This window comes from Arthrobacter sp. TMT4-20 (assembly GCF_054510775.1).
Map to the genome: position 1 here is coordinate 1 of NZ_JBTNDW010000021.1, position 20,067 is coordinate 20,067.

Genomic DNA, 20,067 nt, shown 5'->3' on the forward strand with positions numbered 1-20,067 from the left:
ACGCTACCGCGGCCTGACGCTGGTCCTCCGATAATGAACTGCTCTCAAACATGAACTGCTCCCCGTAAATCAGAACTGAATTCTCAGTCCAACTATCGGGGAGCAGTTCATGAGGGACCCGCCGCCGGTCTGGCTAGGTTGTCGGACTAGAGGCCTGCGGCATACCTGCCGCAGGCTCCAACCTCGTCGTCGAACCTGTTGACGAATGCTGCCATCGCGTCACGCGCCACGGGGGTGACTGGACGGTAGGTGCCGTCTCTCCAGCCCTCGGAGATCCCGGCATCCTTCAGCCAGGAGATCTCCTTCTCGAACATCGTTCCAACGGGTACGTCAGAGAACGGCGCACCCTTGGGGTTTACATAGCTCATCGCTTCCGCATCGAGGCAAACCTCGCTGGCGAGACGCATCATGAATGCTGCCATCGCGTCCCTGTTGACCGGGGTCACCGGACGGAAGGTCCGGGTGCCGTCGGTCTCAGGCCAGCCGGTCGACAGGCCGGAGGTGTGCATCCACATGATCGCTTCGAAGTGCTCTACCCGGTCCGCTTCGTCAGCGGGGAAGGCTACGTCGCTGAACGGCGACTCCTCGGGGAGCTCGAACTCTGGTTCCCCGGCCAAGCGATACAGGAACGCCGCCATCGCGTCGCGGTTGATGCTCGCGAGTGGACGGTACGAACGGGTTCCGTCGGCTTCCAGCCAGCCGGTGGAGAGACCGTTTTCTGCCATCCACTCGATGTGGTCCTGGTGTTCGTTGCCTTCGACGTCGGTGAACTCAGCGATTTCGACGCCGATGGGCAGGCGTACCTCGGTGCCGGAGTCGGGTGCCGTCAGGTAGAACGTCGCGCCGAGGGCGTCGGCGGGAACGGTGAACGCGATCCGTGCTGCTCCGTCAGTCACGTCGAACGTGCTGATCTCCGCTGGCTCACCGTCGCCGACGGAGTAGGACAGGACGATGCTGGTGTTGGTGGGGCTGCCCAGGGACGTCAGGTCCAGTTTGGAGACGTCGAAGCTGACCTCCTGGCCGAGAACCACGTTCGTGGGTGCGCCCTGAACCTGCACCGCGCGGCGGTCGAAGGTCGGTGAGAGCGGGCTGTTGGCTTCGATGTAGTCGAACCATGCTTCCCGGTCAACCAGACCCGAGTCCAGGGTATCGGCGCCTTCGTTGAAGACCACGAAATCGTCGCCGCCCTGGATCAGGAAGTTGAAAGTGCCAACCCGGTAGTCACGGGTTGGCTCAAGTGGCGCCCCGTCGATGGTTACCGAAGTGATCCGGGAGCCTTCGGCCGCCTGGGCATCGTAGGTGTAAGTGACATTGTCCGACAGTCCCAGATGCAGGAAGTTGGTGCGGACGCCGCCCTCGCGGGGCCACTGCTGCTCCAGCAGTTCGGCGAACTGGGCGCCGGTCAGCGTGGTGGTCGCCAGGTTGTTCAGGAAGGGCAATACCGCGTTGGCTTCAGCGACTGTGATGTCGCCGTTCTCGTCGTAGTACAGCTCGGCACGGAGCCCACCGGGGTTGGCGACGCCGATTTCGGCTCCGCCGCGCAGATCCGACTGCAGTGACGACAGCAGCGAGTCAGCGACCAGATTGCCCAGCGTGGATTCCGATCCGCGGTCATCACGCGAATCACCGGTGAACGCGGTGGTGATGTCCTCGGTGACCTTCCCGAGGACAACGCTGCCGAGCTCGTCGGCAGTCGCAATCGCTTCGTTGACGATCGTCTGGACCTCTGCCACCCGTGGGTAGTCGGCGACCAGCTCGGCGTCGTCGATCCCTGTGCGGGGTACGTTGCGGGCCTCATACTCGACGACGTCGCCGGTGAGGGTGTCGACGGTCAGCTCGATCTGACCGATGAACTCGCCATAGGAACCTGTTTGGACGATCGGACGGGTTTCGCCGGCCTCGCCGGGAACTGGAGCGTCTGAGGCGTAGAACGAGTGGGTGTGCCCGTTAAAGATTGCGTCCACCAGTGGTGTGGTCCCATTGACGATCGCATCGAATTCGCTGCCCGGGATAACTTCGGGAAGGGCTGCCGAGTCTTCGCTCGATCCGTCAGCACCCGCATGGTACTCCGCGACGATGACGTCGGCCAGGTCGCCGTCCTCGATCTCCTGCGCCACACGGTTGACGGCCTCGACGGGATCCCCAAAGTCGATGGTCTCGATGCCGCCGGGGCTCACCAGGGTAGGTGTTTCCTGGGTGACAGCCCCGATGACAGCTACTTCGATGCCATCCACTGTGAAGACTTCGTACTCATCCAACGCCGGTTCCTGGGTGCCCTTGGTGTAGACGTTGGCGCCCAGATAGGAGAAGTTTGCGATTGGTTCAACACGCTCGGTGAGGTCCGCGAATCCGCCGTCGAATTCGTGGTTGCCGACCGCCGAGGCGCGCAACTCCAGCGCGTTGAGCACATCGATCGTTGGAACGTCGCGCTGCGATGAGGAGGCGTACAGCGACGCCCCAATGTTGTCACCGGCCGAGATGAAGAGCGTGTTCTCCGCGCCGGCCTCAGCCCTCAACTGTTCGACGGTGCCAGCGAACTTCACCGTGTTGCGGTCGATGCGTCCGTGGAAATCGTTGATGTTGAGAAGACTGATCTCGGTGGTGACGCCGGGGGCTTTGACTTCGACGTCGGTCTGTTGCGTCGCATAGGCGGGTAGTGCGGCTATCGGGGAGGCGAGAAGCCCCACCGCTAGCGTGGCACCAAGCCCGCCCTTCCATGACGAATGTTTCATCCGCTAGTTCTCCTTGGCTTTGGCTGTTGACAGCCGCGAGTGAGTCCGCCTGTGTGTGAAACACGGGCCTGGTGGCTCGAAAAATATGCTGAATGTGATCCAACTGACCTTTTGAGTCAAACCGAGCCAACCAGACCATCGTGAACGAGAGGTGACTAAAAGTGAAGAGCAGGGGGCCAGCCTTTAACGAAAGTTGGCCCCGGTTCGAAGCCGGGGCCAACTTTTCCAGGGCGGAACGCGCCGCAGGACTTACCTGCCGCAGGATCCAAACGTGTCGTCGAACCGGTTCACGAAGGCTGCCATCGCGTCGCGGGCCACCGGGGTGACCGGGCGGTAGGTGCCGTCGCCCCAGCCCTCGGAAATCCCGGCGTCCTTCATCCAGGAGATTTCCTCCTCGAACATCATGCCCTCAGGCACGTCCGTGAACGGGGGGCCGCTGGGGTCGACATACTCGATGGCTTCCTCGTTCAGGCAGGTCTGCCCGGCGAAGCGCTTCAGGAATGCTGCCATCGCGTCCCGGTTGACCGGGGTCACCGGGCGGAAGGTCCGGGTGCCATCGGTCTCTGGCCAGCCAGTGGAAAGCCCCGATTCGTGCATCCACATGATCGCGTCGAAGTGCTCAACCCGGTCAGCTTCATCGGCGGGGAAGGCTACGTCGCTGAACGGTGATTCGTTTGGAAGTTCGAACTCAGGTTCCCCGGCCAGCCGGTAGAGGAACGCGGCCATCGCGTCGCGGTTGATGCTTGCCAACGGGCGGTAGGTCCGGGTGCCATTGGCTTCCAGCCAGCCGGTGGAAAGGCCGTTTTCTGCCATCCACTCGATGTGGTCCTGGTGTTCGTTGTCCTCAATATCGGTGAACTCAATGACTTCGTCCAGATCCAGACCGACAATTACTGGATCGTGGTCGCTGGCGCGGTACTGGTCAGCGGTGTAATAGTTCACCGGGGTGTAGTTGAACCGGCTGTACTCGAGCGCCACCGATTCGACCGCATTGATATTCCAGATGTCGACGCCGGTGACAGTTGCATCGGCTTCAGGTGAGGCGAGGATGTGATCCAGTGATCCTGACTGTCCACCAAAGACGTAGGAGTACTTCCCGGTGTCGGCGCCCTGGTTGATGTACCCGGCCTCGTAGAACACCTGCATGGGGTCTTCAGCCGTGTAGGAGTTGAAGTCACCCGTGAGGAAAACCTTATCGGTGCCAGCTTCGGCCTGCATCGTGTCGGCGAAGTCCACGAGAGCTGCTGCCTGCTTTACGCGGTCAGGGTTTGAAGCTCCCTGCCCGTCGCCCTGGTCTTCATTCTCCCCGGAACCGGAGCCCTTCGACTTGAAGTGGTTCACGATCGCAAGGAACTTCGTCGACTCGCCGCCGCCAGCGACCTGGAAGGCTTGAGCGAGCGGCTTTCGGGCGTTCGAGAACGCGACGTCGTCATCGAGGATGACTGAATCACCGACGGTCTCTACCGCGGCGGGCTTGTAAATGAAGGCGTTGCGGATGACGTCTTCGTTGGTGGGCACCTCGGCGGGGGAGGGGACGAAGTCCCAGACCCCCGGCTCAACTTCGTTCAGGGCCGTGGTCAACGAAGCGAGCGCCTCGTCACGATCCTTACCGAAGGCCGCCGAGTTCTCGATTTCTTCCAGCGAGACCATGTCGGCGTCAAGGTTGGTCAGCGCATCAACGATCTTGGCTTCCTGGCGCTCAAGGCTTTCAGTGTTGGCAGCACCGCGAGCGTCACAGCCGCCCCGGACCGTGATGGGGTTGCCAGCGCGGTCGTTGTAGTAGGTGCACCCGGTCAGCTCATCACCGGTAGTGCTGAAGTAGTTCAACACGTTGAACGAGGCAATTTTGATGTCGCCGCCCACTTCCACGGGGGTGGCCGGCCGCTCGCCTGCGAAGGTGACTGGCTGAACTTCATCGGCATTATCAGGGGTGAGGTGTGTCACCGGCTGGAATCGCCATACGCCGAAGTCGAAGTCGACGATGACGTCGGAGACAAAGGTCGCTGACCCGTTGACCCGGACTGGATTCTCGACCGTCAGGTAGGGCAGGGCGCGGTCCATGTTCCGGACGAAGTCGATCGTGGCGCCGTCGTCGAGAGTGACTCCGCGGGCGCTGTTGTCTGCCTGAACGGCCGCGTTCTCCGGGGTGCCGGGAGGGGCAATTTCGGTGGGCTGAACCAGGGCGTCGGTGCCGAAGGCCAGATCAATTTCGCCGTAGCGGTTCAGGTCATAGTTGTCCGTAACGGTGAAGTCGCCGGTGGGCCTGACGAGCATGCTCTCCAGCACTTCACGCTCGGCGTTGGTTGCCGGCCAGGGCGTGATGAGGGACTTGACCTCCTCGGCTGGCTCGGTCAGCACGGTGGCCGCACCGGCCACTACCTCGATCTGGGTGACACCGAAGTTCTCCCCGGCCTCACCCGTAACCTCCACATGGTCACCGATCGCGACGTCGGCGACGGTGCCTGGGGAGTAAATGAAGATGCCGTCAGAGGCGGCACCCGCTTCGCCGCCGGTGCCTTCTGTCTGGATCACGTAGCCGTCAATGCCACCGGTGGGATAGGCGGCGGTAACAACGCCCCGGGTGGTGACCGTTTCACCCGCCAGCGGTGTGGCAGTTCCGGTGCCCTGAATCTCGTTGATGGGAACAACGTCGCCGGCGACCGGCGGTTCTGGCTCCGGTTCGGGTTCAAAGCTGCCCGTCTCGCCGTCAGCGTTCGTCGGTGTGACCGCCTCGCTGAGGGTGAAGTCGGCTGAGTTGTCGTCGGTGTCGACGAAGCCTGCCCGGTTCAATGACCGGGGGTCCGAGTTGCTGTCGGGTTTGGGCGCAACAGCTGTTTCGAACGTGTTCGAGGACCCGTACCCCAACAGGTCTTCGATCGCAGGGTTGCCGGTCACCGAACCGGTGGCCAGCGGATTCAGGGCCGCGGAGTCATTAGACAGGATCAGGGTGCCGCCGCCCCCGGCGAAGCTGGCGCCTATCGTCGCGTCCACCTCAGGCAGCGCGACACCGTTGTCGGCGTTGCTGGATCCGCCGACCAGGTAATGGCCATTAGCCGGAATGGTGCCGGTCAGCGGTGCAACACCGGTTGGTGCGGCAGACCCACTGGCGGACCGGTACTGCAGGGACCAGCCGCTGATGTCCACCGGCTGATCTGTGGTGTTGTGGAGTTCAACAAACTTGTTCAGATACGGGGCATTGGCGCTTCCCCCGTTCACATAGGCCTCGTTGATCACGATGCCGTTCGGTGCCGCGTAGGCGGGAAGCACGGCTACCGGCGAGGCGAGCAGCCCCATCGTTAGCGCAGCACCAAGCCCGCCCTTCCATGACGAATGTTTCATCCGCTAGATCTCCTTGACTTTGGCTGATGACAGCCGCGAGTGAGTCCGCCCGTGTGTGGAACACGAGCCTGATGGCTCGAAAAAAGTGCTGAATGTGATCCAGCCGACCTTTTGGGCCACGTTCGAGCCAACCAGACCATCGTGAACGAGAGGTTGCGGAAAGTGAAGGGTAAGCGAGTCAGGCGTTAACGAATGTTGGCCCCGGTATGAAACCGGGGCCAACACTTTCTACGGGCGGAAGGTAAGAGATTCGAACTCTTGGTACGGGGTTACCGCACACTGGTTTTCAAGACCAGCTCCATCGGCCGCTCGGACAACCTTCCCAAGTGAGTAGTGTTTCACGTAGCTTCCAGTTCAACCAAAAAACCGTTCCAGTGGAGGACCTTTTGAGAGCAGTAGTAATCACTGAACCAGGCGCACCAGAGGTGCTCAGTGTGTCGCAGGTGCCTGCACCCCAGGCAGGGCCGGGGGAGGTGCTGATCGACGTCGTCGCCGCCGGGCTGAACCGGGCGGACGTCCAGCAGCGCAAAGGACTCTACCCTCCACCGCCGGGTGCGTCGGAGTATCCCGGGCTGGAGGTCTCGGGCAGGATTGCCGACGCCGGTGGGTCCGGTTTCTCGGTGGGTGACGAGGTGGTGGCGCTGCTGTCCGGCGGCGGGTACGCGGAGCAGGTCGCCGTCCCCGCCGGTCAGGTCCTTCGTGCGCCGTCGGGAATGGATCTGGTAGCGGCTGCGGCCCTGCCGGAGGTTGCGGCGACTGTCTACTCGAACCTGTTCCTCACCGCGCACCTTCAAGCCGGCGAGCGGGTGTTGATCCATGGGGGCGCCGGCGGAATTGGAACCATGGCCGTCCAGCTGGCGCTTGCGTTCGGGGCTATCCCGCTTGTCACTGCGGGATCGGCGGCAAAGCTCGAGGTTGCACGGGGCCTCGGCGCCGTCACCTGCATCAACTATCGGGAGCAGGACTTCGTCGCTGAAGTAGCCGCAGCCACGTCGGGTCGAGGGGCGGACGTGATTCTCGACGTCGTGGGCGCGAAGTACCTTGAGCAGAATGTTCAGGCGCTCGCCGTCGGGGGGCGCCTGGTCATCATCGGTTTGCAGGGCGGTGCCAGGGCCGAGCTGAATCTTGGTGCGCTGATGACGAAGCGCGCTTCGGTGGCCGGCACCACACTGCGTGGGCGTCCAGTGGCTGAGAAGACTGCCATCATGGCGGCGGTCCGGGACCATGTCTGGCCGCTTGTCGAGTCGGGCAAGGTCAAGGCGATGGTAGACCGCACCTTCCCGCTGGAGCGTGCGGTCGAAGCCCATCAGTACTTTGATTCCGGGGAACACACCGGGAAAGTTCTCCTCACGGTGGCTCCTCCCCACTGATCAGCAGGGATGGATGAAACGACCACTTGAATCCGCCGACTGTCTAGACCTTCCCGCTCAGCGGGCACGATCGGTGGGTTTCTGTAACGGGAGGCTACTTCTCGAAGTGGGTGGTGGTTGGTGCCTGATTGGCCGAAGCCACAACCGCGCTGGCAACTTCGCGCAACTTGATGTTGCGGGCACTGGATGCGGACTTCAGGATCTCAACCGCCTCGTCCTGCGAGCACCGGTTTTGGGCCATGATGATTCCTGCCGCAAGGTCGATCACCGTGCGGGACCGCATGGCGGCTTCGAGGTGCTTGCTGGCATCGCTGAGCTGAGCCATCCGCACCGCAAGCCGCAAGGACTTGGAGGCTTCCAATGCAAAGGCTTCGGCAGCCGCGACGGCGTCGTCGTCGAACGCGTTGGTCACGGTCGAATAGAAATCGAGACCAGCCCGCGACTCGCCGCCCAGGGGGACGGGTATCCCCAACGCCGAGCGGATGCCGTGCTCGGCGACGGCGTCCCGGTAATCGGGGAACCGGGTGTCATTGGGAACATCGCGCACGTGGACCGTCACGTTTTCGCGTGCGGCCCGCAGGCACGGACCGTCGTCGAAGGCGTACTGAATCTCGTCGGTCTTCCGGGCGAGCTCGCTGCTACTGGCGACCGTCCCCATGGTGCGGGGGCGGAGGAGTGTCAGCCCACACAGCACCTCACCGGAGGCCTTCGACGTCAGCGTTTTCGCGGCCAGCTGGGTGAGCCCGGTGAGAAAAGTACTCACGTCGTCGCTATCCATCACCATGTCCAGCAAAACGTTGTGAATATCCGACTCCACCCGCTGGGCTTCTGACATGCTGTTCTCCACTTCTTGGCGTCCTTCAACGACCCCACACCTGACGGAGTCAACTGTAATCGGTGCGAGACTCGGGCGGGTTCTGGTCGGCGATCCGGTGATGAATAGCTGCGCCGCCCAGTCTTGCCGGGATGGGATATAGTCATAGACAGGTTGAGCAGACAGCCACGGGAACCTCTCCTCTTAAACAGGATTTCGATGGCCTTAACGCTGCACGGATTGCCCCTTCGGGCCCCGGTCAAGACACCCACCTCCTCCCGCGCCGCGGGCATCTCTCAGACGGCTTGTCCCTCGGCAATTCCGCGTCTGTGAGGACCGCCCTGCGTCCGGCCAGCTGGTGATGTCACCCGTTTGGCCCTGCTGCTTTGTCAGCGCCTCCTCGTATTTAGTCATCTTGGAAGGACCCCCATGACCGACACCACCCGCCTCGCTCCCGATGAGGCGTTCCCTGACGACCTGACACAGTTGGAGAGCTCCGAGGTGATGATCCTGAACAGCAGGATCCATCGCGAACTCGACGCCGAATACGTCAGGTATGGGCTACCGGACCCTGAGACCGAGGGGCGACTCGAGGAGATTACCGAGGAGCTGGATCGTCGTGAGAACCAATGCGACCGGTCGTCGCCACAGGAAATCGTCGGCGACTAGCCGGGTCCTCGGCTGCAGGAAGTCCCGGGTAGCTCCACGGGGAGTCATCCGGGCCTTCCCCAGTGGCGCACCGTGAGACGATAATTCCATGAGTAAACAGCAGAGTCTTGCTCAAACAGACACCACTCCGGCCCGTCTCCTGGAGTTCGTCGATTCCCCAGCCAGACTGGCGCGCCGCTGATCGCCATGGGATTCTTCTCAGCTGCCCGACAAGGGCGCAAGGACGATGCCGAGCTCGGCACGGGCGTCTGGCGGCGTGCCCATGACCGCTTCCGCCGCGGCCTGGACCGGTATCACCAGATTCTTGAAGGCGTGGCCGACGACGAGGTCTATAACCAGCTCGCCGGACTGGCCAATGAGCTCGGGCCCCTGCTGGAACGGGTGCACACCATTTGTGTGACCGCGCAGGCGTCATCACCCAGCCAGGGGTTGGACATCCCGGGCGCGCTCACGCCAGTACACAGGGCGCTTTCGAGGGCCGGAAACTCCCTCGCGACGACGGCCGAGGCGGCCGCGATGGCGAGGCTCGACGGCGAACGCTGGGGGCTGGCATCTGCTGGCCTGGATAACGTGAAAAGGCGAGCCGACCTGGTTGAAGAAGATATTGCCGAAGCTGAACGTCAATTGGCGGCAAGCCTGAACGTTTGACAATAAAAAGGGTGCTGACGAAATAATTCGGCGTGGATAGCGGTTCACTTTAGTGACATCGCATTCATTCACACGGCGAAAGGCATTCATGACTACCTCACCGAATCTCACATTCCACGACGGCGTTAGCATCCCCCAGCTCGGCTACGGCGTATGGCAGGTTGACGACGCAACCGCGGAAGACGTCGTCGGGCGCGCCTTCAAGGCCGGGTACCGCCACATCGATACGGCGGCCGCCTACCAGAACGAAGCGGGTGTAGGCCGGGCCATTGCTGCCTCCGGTCTGGACCGCGACGAGCTTTTCATCACCACAAAGCTGTGGAACGCCGACCAGGGTTATGAGAGCACGCTTAAGGCGTTCGACGTCTCGATGGAGAAGCTTGGCCTGGAGAAGCTCGATCTTTACCTGATCCATTGGCTGCAACCGAAGCAGGGTAAGTACCTTGATACGTGGAAGGCGCTGATCGAACTGCAGAAGCAGGGGCGGGTCACTTCGATCGGGGTGTCGAACTTCACCATCGAGGCTCTTCAGGAGATCATCGACGCAACCGGCGTCGTTCCCGTGATCAACCAGGTGGAGACGCACCCGTTCTTCAACCAGGCGGAGCTCAAGGCCTTCCATCAGGAGAAGGGCATCCTGCACGAGTCCTGGTCGCCGCTGGGTTCGGGCAAGGGGCTCCTCGAAGACCCAGCCCTGGTCGAGATCGCCTCCAAGCACAACGCCACACCGGCACAGGTTGTCCTGGCCTGGCACCTCGCGCTCGGCAACGTGGTGATCCCGAAGTCAGTCACTGAGTCTCGAATTGTCGAGAACTGGGACGCCCTGGATGTCACGCTCGACGCCGGGGACATCGACGCCATCAACGCCCTCGATAAGGGTGCCGACGGGCGTATCGGCGCGGACCCGGCAACTGCCGACTTCGCCTAACCGCCAGGCGCGTTAGCTTCACGCGCTCCGGTGAGCAACCTGGACATCGGTGTGGGAAATTCCCTCACCGATGTCCAGGTTGCTAACGCGTGTCCGGGTTGCTCACCGGATTAAAGAAGTGGAGCCTCCTGCCAGAGTCGAACTGGCGACCTTCTCATTACGAGTGAGACGCTCTACCGACTGAGCTAAGGAGGCTGAAGCTTCAGGGTACGCGCGTGAGCACGGCCCAATCCACAAGCGTCAACTCTATAAGAGCAGCCGCGTGCAGGTCAAAAGCAGCCACGGTGGGCGCGTCAGTCGCAGCTGACGCCGTCCTCGGGTAGGTTGCCGTCAACGAAATAGTCATCCACGAGGTCCCCGATGCAGTCGCCGGCCCGACCGTAGGCGGTGTGCCCTTCGCCGTCCCAGGTGACGTGGACTGAGGTTTCGAGCTGATCCGCCAGCGCCAGCGACCAGTCGTAGGGCGTCGCGGGGTCTCCGGTGGTGCCGATGACCAGCATCGGTGCGGCATCAGGGGCCGACGCCGGAGCGGGCTCGAGCACCGGCCCGTACTCCCACGCGTCGCAGGTCACCCCGCCGTAGGCGAGATAGGGGCCGAAGGTCGGCGAAGCCTCGGCTAGTTCGTCGGCGTCGGACGCCAACTCCGCGGGGTCATTGGTCATCGGGTAGTCGAGGCAGTTGATCGCGATGAACGCTGCGTTGCTGTTGGTGAGGTAGCTGCCGTCTGCTTCGCGTTCAGCACCGAGGTCCGCCAGTTGCAGCATCTCGGACGGGTCGCCTTGCAGCGCCTGGTCGAGCGCGCCGGTGAGCAGGGTCCAGTTGTTGTTGTCATACAGCGGCAGGATGAAGCCGCTGAAGAAGGTGCCGATCGTGACCAGGCGGCCGTCAGCGGCGGTCATCGGACTTTCCTCGACCGACCGGAACAGGTCCTGGATGACTGCCACACCCTCCTCGATTCCGGCGGGAAGGGGGCAGTCACTGGAGAGCTGGCAGTCAGCCACATAGGTGCGCAGCGCCGTCTCGAAGGCCTGGGCCTGCCCCAGCGTAATCTCTTCATTGCTCAAGGACGGGTCCACTGCGCCGTCCAGCACCAGTCGCCCGGTGTTGGCGGGGAACAGCTCGGCGTAGGCCGCACCAAGTGCCGTGCCGTAGGAGAACCCAAGGTAGTTGAGGTCCTGGTCGCCGACGGCGGCACGCAGAATGTCCAGGTCGCGGGCCGCACTGTCGGTGTCCACGTACCCGAGCAGCTCCCCGGTTCGTTCGGCGCACTGTGCGGCGAAGTCCTCGGCTTCGGCGGTGAGCGTCTCAAACGCTTCCTCGTCGGAGATCTCCGGCTCCAGATATTCCAGCCTGTCCGCTTCGCGCTCCTTGTCGGTCTGGCAGTCGATGGCCGACGATTTCCCCACCCCGCGGGGGTCGAAGCCGACGACGTCGTAAGCCTCCCGCAACCGGTCGCTGGTGACGTATGTCAGTGCGTCCTTGACGATGTTGACGCCGGACCCGCCCGGGCCGCCCGGATTGACCAGCACCGAACCCTGGGATTCGCCCGTGGCGTCGCTGCGAATCAGGGCGATATTGATCGAGTCGCGCGCAGGGTCGGCGTAGTCCAGCGGGACCTTGACGGTGGCGCAGGCGAACGTCTCCTCGCACAGCTCCCAGGCCACCTCCTGGGTGTAGAAGCTTTCGAGGTCCGCGGGCACATCCCCAACGACCTCGGGGTTCACTGATTCGACCCCCGTTTCCGGACCATCGCCCGGCCCGGGGGAGAGCAGCTGGCAGCCGGACAGCGCCAGCGCGCCGGAGAGGACGACGGCGGCTGAGGTCAGACGACGGTGGGGAAAACGTCTCACGTGGTGTAATCCTTTTCGGGGAGGAGGCTGACTGCCATGGCCTCGATGGCAAGCAACGGGGCAACGTTGGTGTTAACGATCCGGTCCCGCACTTTGTTGATGGCCTCAATCCGCACCAGTGTCCCCTCGGGTGTCCCGGACCGGGCGAACGCCTCCAGCTCGGGGCGCAGCGGCTCGTTCACCAGATCGCGACCGCTGGAAACCTGCAGCATCAGCACATCCCGGTAGAAGGACGTCAGGTCGGTCAGCGCACGGTCAAAGTAGTCGTTCTTCGACCGCTTGGCCCTGCGGGTCTGGTCATCCTCCAACCGCTTGACCTGCCCCCGGATAGCCGGCGGCAGGGTGCCGCTTTCGGGTGCGCCGAGGGTAGCGAGCAGCGCGGCCTTCTCCTGGGCATCCCGCTGCTCGAAGGAGCTCTGCGCCTCAGCCTCGGCTAGTTTCACCAGATCCGCCGCCGCCTTCATTGCCCCGGCGACGCTCTTCAGATCAAGCGGCAATCTCACGATCTGGTTCCGCCGGTCCCGGGCGCCGTCGTCGGTGGCGAGCCGTTTGGCCACGCCGATGTGGCTTTGCGCTGCCCGCGCTGCGGCTTCCGCCGTCGCCGGATCGATGCCGTCGCGGCGGACCAATAGGTCGGCCACGTCCTGCACCGGCGGCAGTCGCAGGTTGACGGCCCGGCACCGGGATCTGATGGTCACCAGCACGTCGCCGGGGCTCGGCGCGCACAGCAACCAGATAGTCCGGGGCGGCGGCTCCTCGATGGCCTTCAACAGCACATTGGTGCTGCGCTCCTGCATCCGGTCGGCGTCCTCCACGATGATGACCCGCCAGCGGCCGGTGGACGGCTTGTCCTGTGCTTTACGAACCAGTTCCCGCGCCTCATCAATGCTGATCGTCACTTTTTCGGTGGTGACGTTGGTGATGTCGGCGTGCGAGCCTGCCAGGGCGGTCCGGCATGCCCTGCACTCCCCGCAACCTCGCTCGTCCAATGCGTCCCGGTCGCAGAGCAGTGCGGCGGCGAATGCCCGTGCGGCGTTGGACCGACCCGATCCCGGTGGACCGGTGAACAGCCAGGCGTGGTTCGGCTGACCGGCAGACGCGGCGCGGTTGAGCTGCTCGACAACGGGCTCCTGACCCATCAGGAAGGTCCATACGCTCACGCCAGATGCTCCTCGACTGCTTTGAGGATGGCGTCCGCCAAGTCAGTGACCGGGTTCCGGGCCGGCAGTACCAGATATTGGGCCGGGTCGGCGGCCGCCCGTTCGAGGAACGCCCCGCGGATCAGCGCATGGAAAATGTCCGGCTCGGATTCCAGCCGGTCCTCAGCCCCGTTCTGCATCCGGCGTCCGCGCCCCTCCAACGGGTCGACGTCGAGCAGCACCGTGAGATCGGGGCGCAACCCCTCGACGGCCCACAAGTTGACCTCCAACACGCTATCCGTCCCCAGGCCGCGCCCGGCGCCCTGATAGGCCACCGAGGAGTCGATGTATCGATCGCAGACGACGACGGCGCCCCGCTCCAGTGCGGGCAGGATCGTCTGGTGGACGTGCGCCGCCCTGGACGCGGCGAAGATGAGGGCCTCGGTCCGGGGATCAATGTCGCCCTGACCGTGATCGAGGACCAGAGAGCGGAGTTTCTCCCCAATGACCGTGCCACCAGGTTCCCGGGTGCGTATCACTTCAAGGCCGCGTTTCTGCAGCGCGGTGGCCAGCAGACCCGCCTGGGTGGACTTGCCGGCGCCGTCGCCGCCTTCGAAAGCAATGAACAGCCCGGACGTGCGGCGTGCGGATGGTGTACTCACCCGACCAGCCTATCGAGGATCACCGACACACTTGTCCTGCCGGCCGTCACCCGGCCCAGGGGAGCGGGTCACATTTCACCCGGTCGCCGCAGCCAACTACCCTGAACCCATGACCCACCACGATCACCACCAGCTCGCCCCGGACACGATAGTGGTGGCCGCTGGCCGCCCCTCGCGGGAGCACGATGCCCCGGTGAACCCGCCGATCGTGCTGTCCTCTACCTTCCACGAGGCGGTGGATCCAGCGGCGGGGGACCGCATCTATGGCCGCATGTCCAACCCCACCTGGGACCCGTTCGAGGAAGCCCTCGGCAAGCTCGAGGGTGCGGCGCTGCCGGCCCTCGTGTTCAGCTCAGGCCTGGGTGCTGCTGCTGCCGCGTTGTCGCTGGTGCCGACGGGCGGCAACGTTGTCATGCCCCGCCACGCCTACGCCGGGTCGCTCAGCCTGGCCGGTGATGAGGCGTCGCGCGGCCGGTTCACTGTGCAGACGGTTGACGTCGCCGACACTGACCAGGTGCTCGCCGCCCTGGCCGGCGCCGACCTGCTCTGGCTGGAGAGCCCCACCAACCCCATGCTCGAAGTGGCCGACCTGCGCACCATCATCACCGCCGCGAAAAAGGCTGGAGCCACGGTGGTGGTCGACAACACGTTCAACACGCCGCTGGTTTGCCGGCCCCTGGACTTCGGCGCCGACGTCGTGCTCCACTCGGTGACCAAGTATCTGGCCGGTCACTCCGACGTCGTCCTGGGCGCCCTGGCCACCTCCGACCCTGACCTGCAGGCGAAACTGCTCAAGCACCGCACCCTGTATGGGGCCATTGCCGGACCGTTCGAGGTCTGGCTGGCGCTCCGCGGGCTACGTACGCTGGCCCTCCGGGTTAAACGGTCCCAGGCCACGGCCCTGTACCTTGCGCGCAAACTCCAGTCCCATCCGGCCCTGACCAGGGTTCGGTTCCCCGGACTACCCGAAGATCCCGGGCACCAGCGCGCCGCCGACCAGCTGAACGGCTTCGGCTCGATTATCAGCATCGAACTGGCAGATGTGGCAGCAGCCGAGGCCCTGGTCTCGGCGGTACGCCTGTGGCTGCCAGCAACTTCCCTGGGTGGCGTCGAATCATTGATCGAACGACGCCGGCGGCAGACCGGCGAGCCGGTGACCGTACCGGAATCCCTGGTGCGGCTCTCGGTTGGGATCGAAAACCCCGAGGACCTCTGGGCGGATCTGGAGCAGGCCCTGACCAGGCTGGGAGAACTCGACGGCTCCACCCGATAAGCTGGACCCGTGAACATCGCTTATGACATTCGGAACTATCTGTACCTGGCGCTCGGGTTGGTGGCGGTTGGTATTGAGATCTGGGCTCTTGTCGATTGCGTGAGGCGGCCCGCCGCGAACTTTGAGGCCACGATGAAGCGCACCAAGGGCTTCTGGACCGCGATGACCGGTGGGGCTGCCGCTGTTGGCGTGCTGACGGTTCTCGTGACCGCGTCCGGGCTCTTCGGCCTGCTGCAGATCGTCGCAGTGATTGCGGCGTGCGTCTACCTCGCCGACGTGAAACCGGCCGTCTCCGAGGTGCGGGGTGGCAGCGGTCCCTACGGCCCCTGGTAACCCACCGCCAGTAACAGAAGTGCACGACGGATGAACCTGAGCCTCCCATACGGCAGACTAAACCCATGACTTCCTACAAAGTGATCCTGCTCCGCCACGGCCAAAGTGAGTGGAACGAGAAAAACCTCTTCACCGGGTGGGTTGATGTGCCGCTCACCGAACAGGGCCGTGCCGAAGCCATCCGGGGCGGTGAACTGCTCGTCGAGGCAGGGCTTCTCCCCGACATCGTTTACACCTCACGGCAAAAGCGGGCCATCATCACGGCCAACCTCGCTCTCGAAGCCGCTGACCGCAGCTGGATTGACGTCAAACGCCACTGGCGGCTCAACGAACGCCACTACGGAGCCCTGCAGGGCAAGGACAAGGCGCAGACGCTCGCCGAGTTCGGTGAAGGCCAGTTCATGGAGTGGCGACGCTCTTATGACACCCCGCCGCCGCCCATCGAGGACAGCAGCGAGTTTTCCCAGGCCAACGACCCGCGCTACGCGGACCTCGGCGACGCCGTTCCCCGCACCGAATGTCTCAAGGACGTCCTCGACCGGTTCCTTCCATACTGGGAATCTGACATCGCCCCCGACATCAAAGCGGGCAAGACGGTCCTCATCGCAGCTCACGGAAATTCGCTGCGCGCGCTGGTGAAGCACCTCGACGGCATCAGCGACGCCGACATCGCGTCGCTGAACATCCCCACCGGTATCCCGCTGATCTACGAGCTGGACGAAAACCTGGTGCCAGTCAAGGCTGGCGGCACCTACCTCGACGCTGACGCCGCAGCCGCAGCGATTGAAGCCGTCGCCAACCAGGGCAAGCACTAACAGTCAACCAACGACGACGACGGCCGGTCCCCTCACGGGGCCGGCCGTCGTCGTTCAGGCCTGGGGGCTAACCCGGCGATATGTCGTTTTAGATCAGGGGTGCGCTGGGCTGCCATTCACCGGTCACCAGGTAGGTGACCTTACGTGCAACCGAGACGCCATGATCGGCGAATCGTTCGAAGTACCGGCTGGCCAGGGTCACATCGACCGTGATGGGAGCTGAAACATCCCATTCGGGCGAGGCGAGGGCCTTGAACACGCCAGCGTGCAGTTCGTTGATCCGCGCATTGTGGGCATAGATTTCGTTGCTCAGCTGGAGGTTGCGGGTCTCCAGCAGATGCTTCACCTTAATGGCGATCTGCTGATCCAGCTGGGCCATTTCCTCGAAGGTGGGTCGGATCGCCGCCGGAATTACGTGGTCCGGGTACCGGAGCCGGGCAAGCTGTGCCACGTGGCGGGCCAGATCCCCCATGCGTTCCAGCGAGGCGCTCATTCGAAGCGCCCCCACGATCATCCGCAGGTCGCTCGCAACCGGGCCCTGCAGGGCGAGAATGTCGATCGCGCGCTCGTCGAGGTCGTTCTGGAGGAAATCAATGCGTGCGTCGGCTGCGATCACATCCTGGGCAAGTTCGGTGTCAGCGGTTTCAAACGCGATGGTCGCCTTGTCCATCGCGTTCGCAACCAGCTGCGATATTTCGATGAGCTGTTCACCTATCTGGTGAAGCTCTGCCTGAAAAACCTTCCGCACGGGAGGCATCCTTTCCATAGAGATGACTGCGTACGTCTATGCACAGTCCCACACAGCACATTCTCAGTTGGTGATGAACTGTTATGCACCTTTGAGTGAACGTTAGTTGAACCACTTCCCTATTGCCACCGGAAGACTCAACCCCACACCAAGGTGCGCATAAGCTAGGCATGTGGATCCCGTTCTTCTTATTCTGATCGCTGGGCTGGTGGGCGTCGCCGTGGGCACCTTCGGCATGGCTGCCTTCAGGCTGAGCGAAATCCAGCGGCGTTCCCTGCTCTTCGTGGACGAGCCGACCCTTCCCGAAGGGGCAGCGGAGGTGCTGTCGATTATTGGCCGGGCTTATGTGGTGGTGGATGCCATCGACGGTGTGGTGCGAGCCAGCCCCGCGGCGTACGCCTTCGGCCTGGTGCGCGGCCACACGGTGGTCCACGCCGAGCTGCTCGAACTGACGGCACGGGTGCGCCGGGACGGTGTGATCGAGCAGAAACAGCTTGAACTACCCCGCGGACCGCTGGGGCAGGGCACCATTATCGTGCTCGCCCGGGTGGCTTCACTGGGTGAAGAGTACGTCCTGATCCTCGCCGATGACCGCACGGAAATCACCCGCACCGAGGAAATCCGCAACGACTTCGTGGCCAACGTGTCACACGAGCTCAAGACGCCCGTTGGCGCCATTTCACTGCTCGCTGAGGCCCTGGACGACGCGGCCGAAGACCAGGAAGCGGTCCGGCGGTTTGCCCGCCGAATGCACAAGGAATCGGCCCGGTTGTCGGCCCTTGTCCAGGACATCATTGAACTCTCACGGCTGCAGGGCGCCGACGTCGTGCGGCGCGGTCGCCCTGTGGATATCAACACGGTGATCGCCGAGGCGGTGGACCGAAACCGGCTGCCGGCAGAAAGCAAGCAGATCGACATTGTGGTGGGAGGGCGGATCAACGAGCCCGTCTACGGCGACCCGGATCTGTTGATGACCGCCTTCCGCAACCTGATCGACAACGCCATCCGGTACTCACCCGAGCGCACCCGGGTCGGGGTCGGTCTGCGGTCCCGGGACGGACTCGCCGAAATCTCGGTCACCGATCAAGGAATCGGCATCACCGCTGAGGAGCAGGAGCGGGTGTTCGAGCGGTTCTATCGGATCGACGCAGCCCGATCCCGTCAGACAGGGGGCACCGGACTGGGGCTCAGTATCGTCAAACATGTGGTCTCGAACCACGGTGGTGAGGTGACCGTCTGGTCCCAGAACGGCCAGGGTAGTACCTTCACCGTCCGTCTCCCCGAAATGGAGGCCGACGCCGAAACGGCGGAGGAGCGTGTTGTCTCCGGCGACAGGCGAAGCGACAAATCGCCGGGTAAGCCAGGCGGAAAATCCGATGAGAAGCCGGGCGGAACCTCCGCCCATGAACAAGGAGTGAGCGTTTGACCCGCATCCTGATCGTGGAGGACGAAGAGTCCTTCAGTGACCCCCTGTCCTATCTGCTCGGCAGGGAAGGGTTCGAGGTGGCGGTGGTGGGAGACGGGATAGAGGCCATCGTCGAATTCGACCGGGCCGGCGCCGATCTGGTGCTGCTTGACCTGCAGCTACCAGGCCAGTCCGGCACCGAGGTCTGCCGGCAGCTGCGCCAGCGTTCAAGTGTTCCGGTCATCATGCTCACCGCCAAGGACGCCGAGATCGACAAAGTGGTTGGCCTGGAGCTTGGCGCCGATGATTACGTCACCAAGCCTTATTCGTCCCGTGAGCTCGTGGCAAGGATTCGCGCTGTCCTCCGCCGGCAGGCCGAACCCGAAGAACTTATTTCCAGCACCGTGCAGTCGGGCCCCGTGCGGATGGATATTGAACGGCACACGGTCAGTGTCAACGGTGATCCGGTATCCATGCCGCTGAAAGAGTTCGAACTGTTGGAGATGCTCCTGCGCAATGCGGGCAGGGTGCTGACCAGGGGCCAACTCATTGATCGGGTTTGGGGTTCGGACTACGTCGGCGACACCAAGACCCTCGATGTGCACGTCAAACGGCTTCGGGGAAAGATCGAAACCGACCCGTCGAACCCAAGCCACCTGGTGACGGTGCGTGGCCTGGGCTACAAATACGAGTCCTGAGGGTTACTCTTCCTCTTCGCCGGTCTCTTCCGGCGTTGGGGTGGGCTCAGGGGTGTAACCACCCGGGACGTACTCCCGGTATTCCGCGAGGGTCCCGTCCAGGACAGGCACCCGCAGCTCGACGCTCTCCGAGTTGACGACAAAGTTCAGATCTACCAGGGCGCCGGGGATTTCGCTGACGCCCTCGAGCACTCCATCATCGGTGGTCTCGTCTTCAAAGACCCATTTGCCCTCAGCGGGGACCGTGACGTCGACCGACGAGTTCTCGCCCTCGATGGTGAGCTGCACCGCTGAGTCTGAGGGATTGAACACCGTTCCGAGGATGGTGCCCGGTTCCCCTTCTTCGGAGGTGATGATCAGGATGTTGCGGAGTTCAAGCGGGCCCACCTCGTCGACGATTCCATCCGATGCTGCGTACTGGATGGTGGTGGCTTGCTCGCTCGTCACGCTGCAACCGGTGGCACCAAGGACAGCGACCAGAGCCGCACCGGCAGCCAGGCTTCGCTTCGCCCGGATGTGCTGCAGGGGATTGATTCGGTCACTCTTCACAGCGCAAACTCCTACGGTGGTCGATCAGCATGGGGGAACAGCTAGTTGAATCTCTCCCTACAGCCTATCGGGAAAATCGGCCCGATGATGGAGCA

General features: G+C 63.4%; 17 protein-coding genes and 2 tRNA genes. 9 read left to right on the forward strand and 10 right to left on the reverse strand.

The window, feature by feature from the left end; all coding sequences use genetic code 11:
• Positions 1–146 precede the first annotated feature (146 nt).
• The 3 genes from ACX80Z_RS15055 to ACX80Z_RS15065 form a co-directional block, all read right to left on the reverse strand.
• The gene (locus ACX80Z_RS15055) at positions 147–2,732 is read right to left on the reverse strand and encodes a 5'-nucleotidase C-terminal domain-containing protein (RefSeq protein WP_019482348.1); all 2,586 of its coding nucleotides are present in this window, start codon (positions 2,730–2,732) and stop codon (positions 147–149) included.
• Between the two features lie 249 nt (positions 2,733–2,981).
• Positions 2,982–6,071 carry an ExeM/NucH family extracellular endonuclease gene (locus ACX80Z_RS15060; protein ID WP_459316431.1) on the reverse strand — a complete coding sequence of 1,030 codons (3,090 nt, stop codon included), beginning with the start codon at positions 6,069–6,071 and terminating at the stop codon, positions 2,982–2,984.
• Between the two features lie 235 nt (positions 6,072–6,306).
• Positions 6,307–6,394 (reverse strand) — tRNA-Ser (locus ACX80Z_RS15065).
• A gap of 63 nt (positions 6,395–6,457) precedes the next feature.
• Here ACX80Z_RS15065 and ACX80Z_RS15070 point away from each other — a divergent pair.
• Positions 6,458–7,441: an NAD(P)H-quinone oxidoreductase gene (locus ACX80Z_RS15070; RefSeq protein ID WP_459316441.1), complete on the forward strand. Its 984-nt coding sequence runs from the start codon at positions 6,458–6,460 to the stop codon at positions 7,439–7,441.
• A 94-nt stretch (positions 7,442–7,535) separates the two neighbouring features.
• On the opposite strand, the gene ACX80Z_RS15075 is transcribed toward ACX80Z_RS15070, so the two are convergent.
• The gene (locus ACX80Z_RS15075) at positions 7,536–8,276 is read right to left on the reverse strand and encodes a GAF and ANTAR domain-containing protein (protein WP_019482351.1); all 741 of its coding nucleotides are present in this window, start codon (positions 8,274–8,276) and stop codon (positions 7,536–7,538) included.
• A 408-nt stretch (positions 8,277–8,684) separates the two neighbouring features.
• Here ACX80Z_RS15075 and ACX80Z_RS15080 point away from each other — a divergent pair, with 408 nt between their 5' ends.
• From ACX80Z_RS15080 to ACX80Z_RS15090, 3 genes are all read left to right on the forward strand, one after another.
• Positions 8,685–8,924 carry a hypothetical protein gene (locus ACX80Z_RS15080; protein WP_459316432.1) on the forward strand — a complete coding sequence of 80 codons (240 nt, stop codon included), beginning with the start codon at positions 8,685–8,687 and terminating at the stop codon, positions 8,922–8,924.
• Positions 8,925–9,110: 186 nt separating this feature from the next.
• A complete protein-coding gene (locus ACX80Z_RS15085) occupies positions 9,111–9,572 on the forward strand; it encodes a hypothetical protein (RefSeq protein ID WP_024475480.1) in 462 nt (153 codons plus the stop codon).
• An 88-nt stretch (positions 9,573–9,660) separates the two neighbouring features.
• Complete coding sequence (locus ACX80Z_RS15090) at positions 9,661–10,500, forward strand: aldo/keto reductase (protein WP_459316433.1); 840 nt, start codon at positions 9,661–9,663, stop codon at positions 10,498–10,500.
• A gap of 119 nt (positions 10,501–10,619) precedes the next feature.
• Here the strand turns inward: ACX80Z_RS15090 and ACX80Z_RS15095 are convergent.
• The 4 genes from ACX80Z_RS15095 to tmk all read right to left on the reverse strand — a co-directional run bounded on the left by ACX80Z_RS15095 (position 10,620) and on the right by tmk (position 14,151).
• Positions 10,620–10,695: transfer RNA gene (locus ACX80Z_RS15095), tRNA-Thr, on the reverse strand.
• Positions 10,696–10,793: 98 nt separating this feature from the next.
• Positions 10,794–12,350 carry an alpha/beta hydrolase gene (locus ACX80Z_RS15100; RefSeq protein ID WP_459316434.1) on the reverse strand — a complete coding sequence of 519 codons (1,557 nt, stop codon included), beginning with the start codon at positions 12,348–12,350 and terminating at the stop codon, positions 10,794–10,796.
• A complete protein-coding gene (locus ACX80Z_RS15105; RefSeq protein WP_459316435.1) occupies positions 12,347–13,510 on the reverse strand; it encodes a DNA polymerase III subunit delta' in 1,164 nt (387 codons plus the stop codon). The genes ACX80Z_RS15100 and ACX80Z_RS15105 overlap by 4 nt, the downstream gene beginning before the upstream one ends.
• Entirely contained in the window at positions 13,507–14,151 is a 645-nt protein-coding gene (gene tmk, locus ACX80Z_RS15110; RefSeq protein ID WP_019482357.1) for a dTMP kinase, read from the reverse strand. Before tmk ends, ACX80Z_RS15105 begins: the two co-directional genes overlap by 4 nt.
• A gap of 109 nt (positions 14,152–14,260) precedes the next feature.
• On the opposite strand from tmk, the gene ACX80Z_RS15115 reads away from it, so the two are divergent.
• The 3 genes from ACX80Z_RS15115 to ACX80Z_RS15125 all read left to right on the forward strand — a co-directional run bounded on the left by ACX80Z_RS15115 (position 14,261) and on the right by ACX80Z_RS15125 (position 16,572).
• A complete protein-coding gene (locus ACX80Z_RS15115; RefSeq protein WP_459316436.1) occupies positions 14,261–15,424 on the forward strand; it encodes a trans-sulfuration enzyme family protein in 1,164 nt (387 codons plus the stop codon).
• A gap of 9 nt (positions 15,425–15,433) precedes the next feature.
• Complete coding sequence (locus ACX80Z_RS15120) at positions 15,434–15,757, forward strand: DUF2516 family protein (protein WP_019482359.1); 324 nt, start codon at positions 15,434–15,436, stop codon at positions 15,755–15,757.
• Positions 15,758–15,822: 65 nt separating this feature from the next.
• Positions 15,823–16,572, forward strand: a complete 750-nt coding sequence (locus ACX80Z_RS15125) for a phosphoglyceromutase (RefSeq protein WP_459304799.1) — start codon at positions 15,823–15,825, stop codon at positions 16,570–16,572.
• An 88-nt stretch (positions 16,573–16,660) separates the two neighbouring features.
• On the opposite strand, the gene phoU is transcribed toward ACX80Z_RS15125, so the two are convergent.
• Positions 16,661–17,320, reverse strand: a complete 660-nt coding sequence (gene phoU / locus ACX80Z_RS15130) for a phosphate signaling complex protein PhoU (protein WP_019482361.1) — start codon at positions 17,318–17,320, stop codon at positions 16,661–16,663.
• A 172-nt stretch (positions 17,321–17,492) separates the two neighbouring features.
• On the opposite strand from phoU, the gene ACX80Z_RS15135 reads away from it, so the two are divergent.
• Both ACX80Z_RS15135 and ACX80Z_RS15140 read left to right on the forward strand, forming a co-directional pair.
• Positions 17,493–18,746 (forward strand): sensor histidine kinase, encoded by a 1,254-nt coding sequence (locus ACX80Z_RS15135; RefSeq protein ID WP_019482362.1) that lies wholly within the window; start codon positions 17,493–17,495, stop codon positions 18,744–18,746.
• The gene (locus ACX80Z_RS15140) at positions 18,743–19,423 is read left to right on the forward strand and encodes a response regulator transcription factor (RefSeq protein ID WP_019482363.1); all 681 of its coding nucleotides are present in this window, start codon (positions 18,743–18,745) and stop codon (positions 19,421–19,423) included. The genes ACX80Z_RS15135 and ACX80Z_RS15140 overlap by 4 nt, the downstream gene beginning before the upstream one ends.
• 3 nt (positions 19,424–19,426) lie before the next feature.
• Here ACX80Z_RS15140 and ACX80Z_RS15145 read toward each other — a convergent pair whose 3' ends face one another.
• Complete coding sequence (locus tag ACX80Z_RS15145; protein WP_019482364.1) at positions 19,427–19,972, reverse strand: hypothetical protein; 546 nt, start codon at positions 19,970–19,972, stop codon at positions 19,427–19,429.
• Positions 19,973–20,067 lie beyond the last annotated feature (95 nt).

Coding starts and splice junctions, on each gene's coding strand:
- ACX80Z_RS15080 (WP_459316432.1), top strand. CDS start 8,685: ATGACCGACACCACCCGCCTCGCTCCCGATGAGGCGTTCCCTGACGAC.
- ACX80Z_RS15115 (WP_459316436.1), top strand. CDS start 14,261: ATGACCCACCACGATCACCACCAGCTCGCCCCGGACACGATAGTGGTG.
- ACX80Z_RS15075 (WP_019482351.1), bottom strand. CDS start 8,276: ATGTCAGAAGCCCAGCGGGTGGAGTCGGATATTCACAACGTTTTGCTG.
- ACX80Z_RS15055 (WP_019482348.1), bottom strand. CDS start 2,732: ATGAAACATTCGTCATGGAAGGGCGGGCTTGGTGCCACGCTAGCGGTG.
- ACX80Z_RS15085 (WP_024475480.1), top strand. CDS start 9,111: ATGGGATTCTTCTCAGCTGCCCGACAAGGGCGCAAGGACGATGCCGAG.
- ACX80Z_RS15125 (WP_459304799.1), top strand. CDS start 15,823: ATGACTTCCTACAAAGTGATCCTGCTCCGCCACGGCCAAAGTGAGTGG.
- ACX80Z_RS15060 (WP_459316431.1), bottom strand. CDS start 6,071: ATGAAACATTCGTCATGGAAGGGCGGGCTTGGTGCTGCGCTAACGATG.
- ACX80Z_RS15090 (WP_459316433.1), top strand. CDS start 9,661: ATGACTACCTCACCGAATCTCACATTCCACGACGGCGTTAGCATCCCC.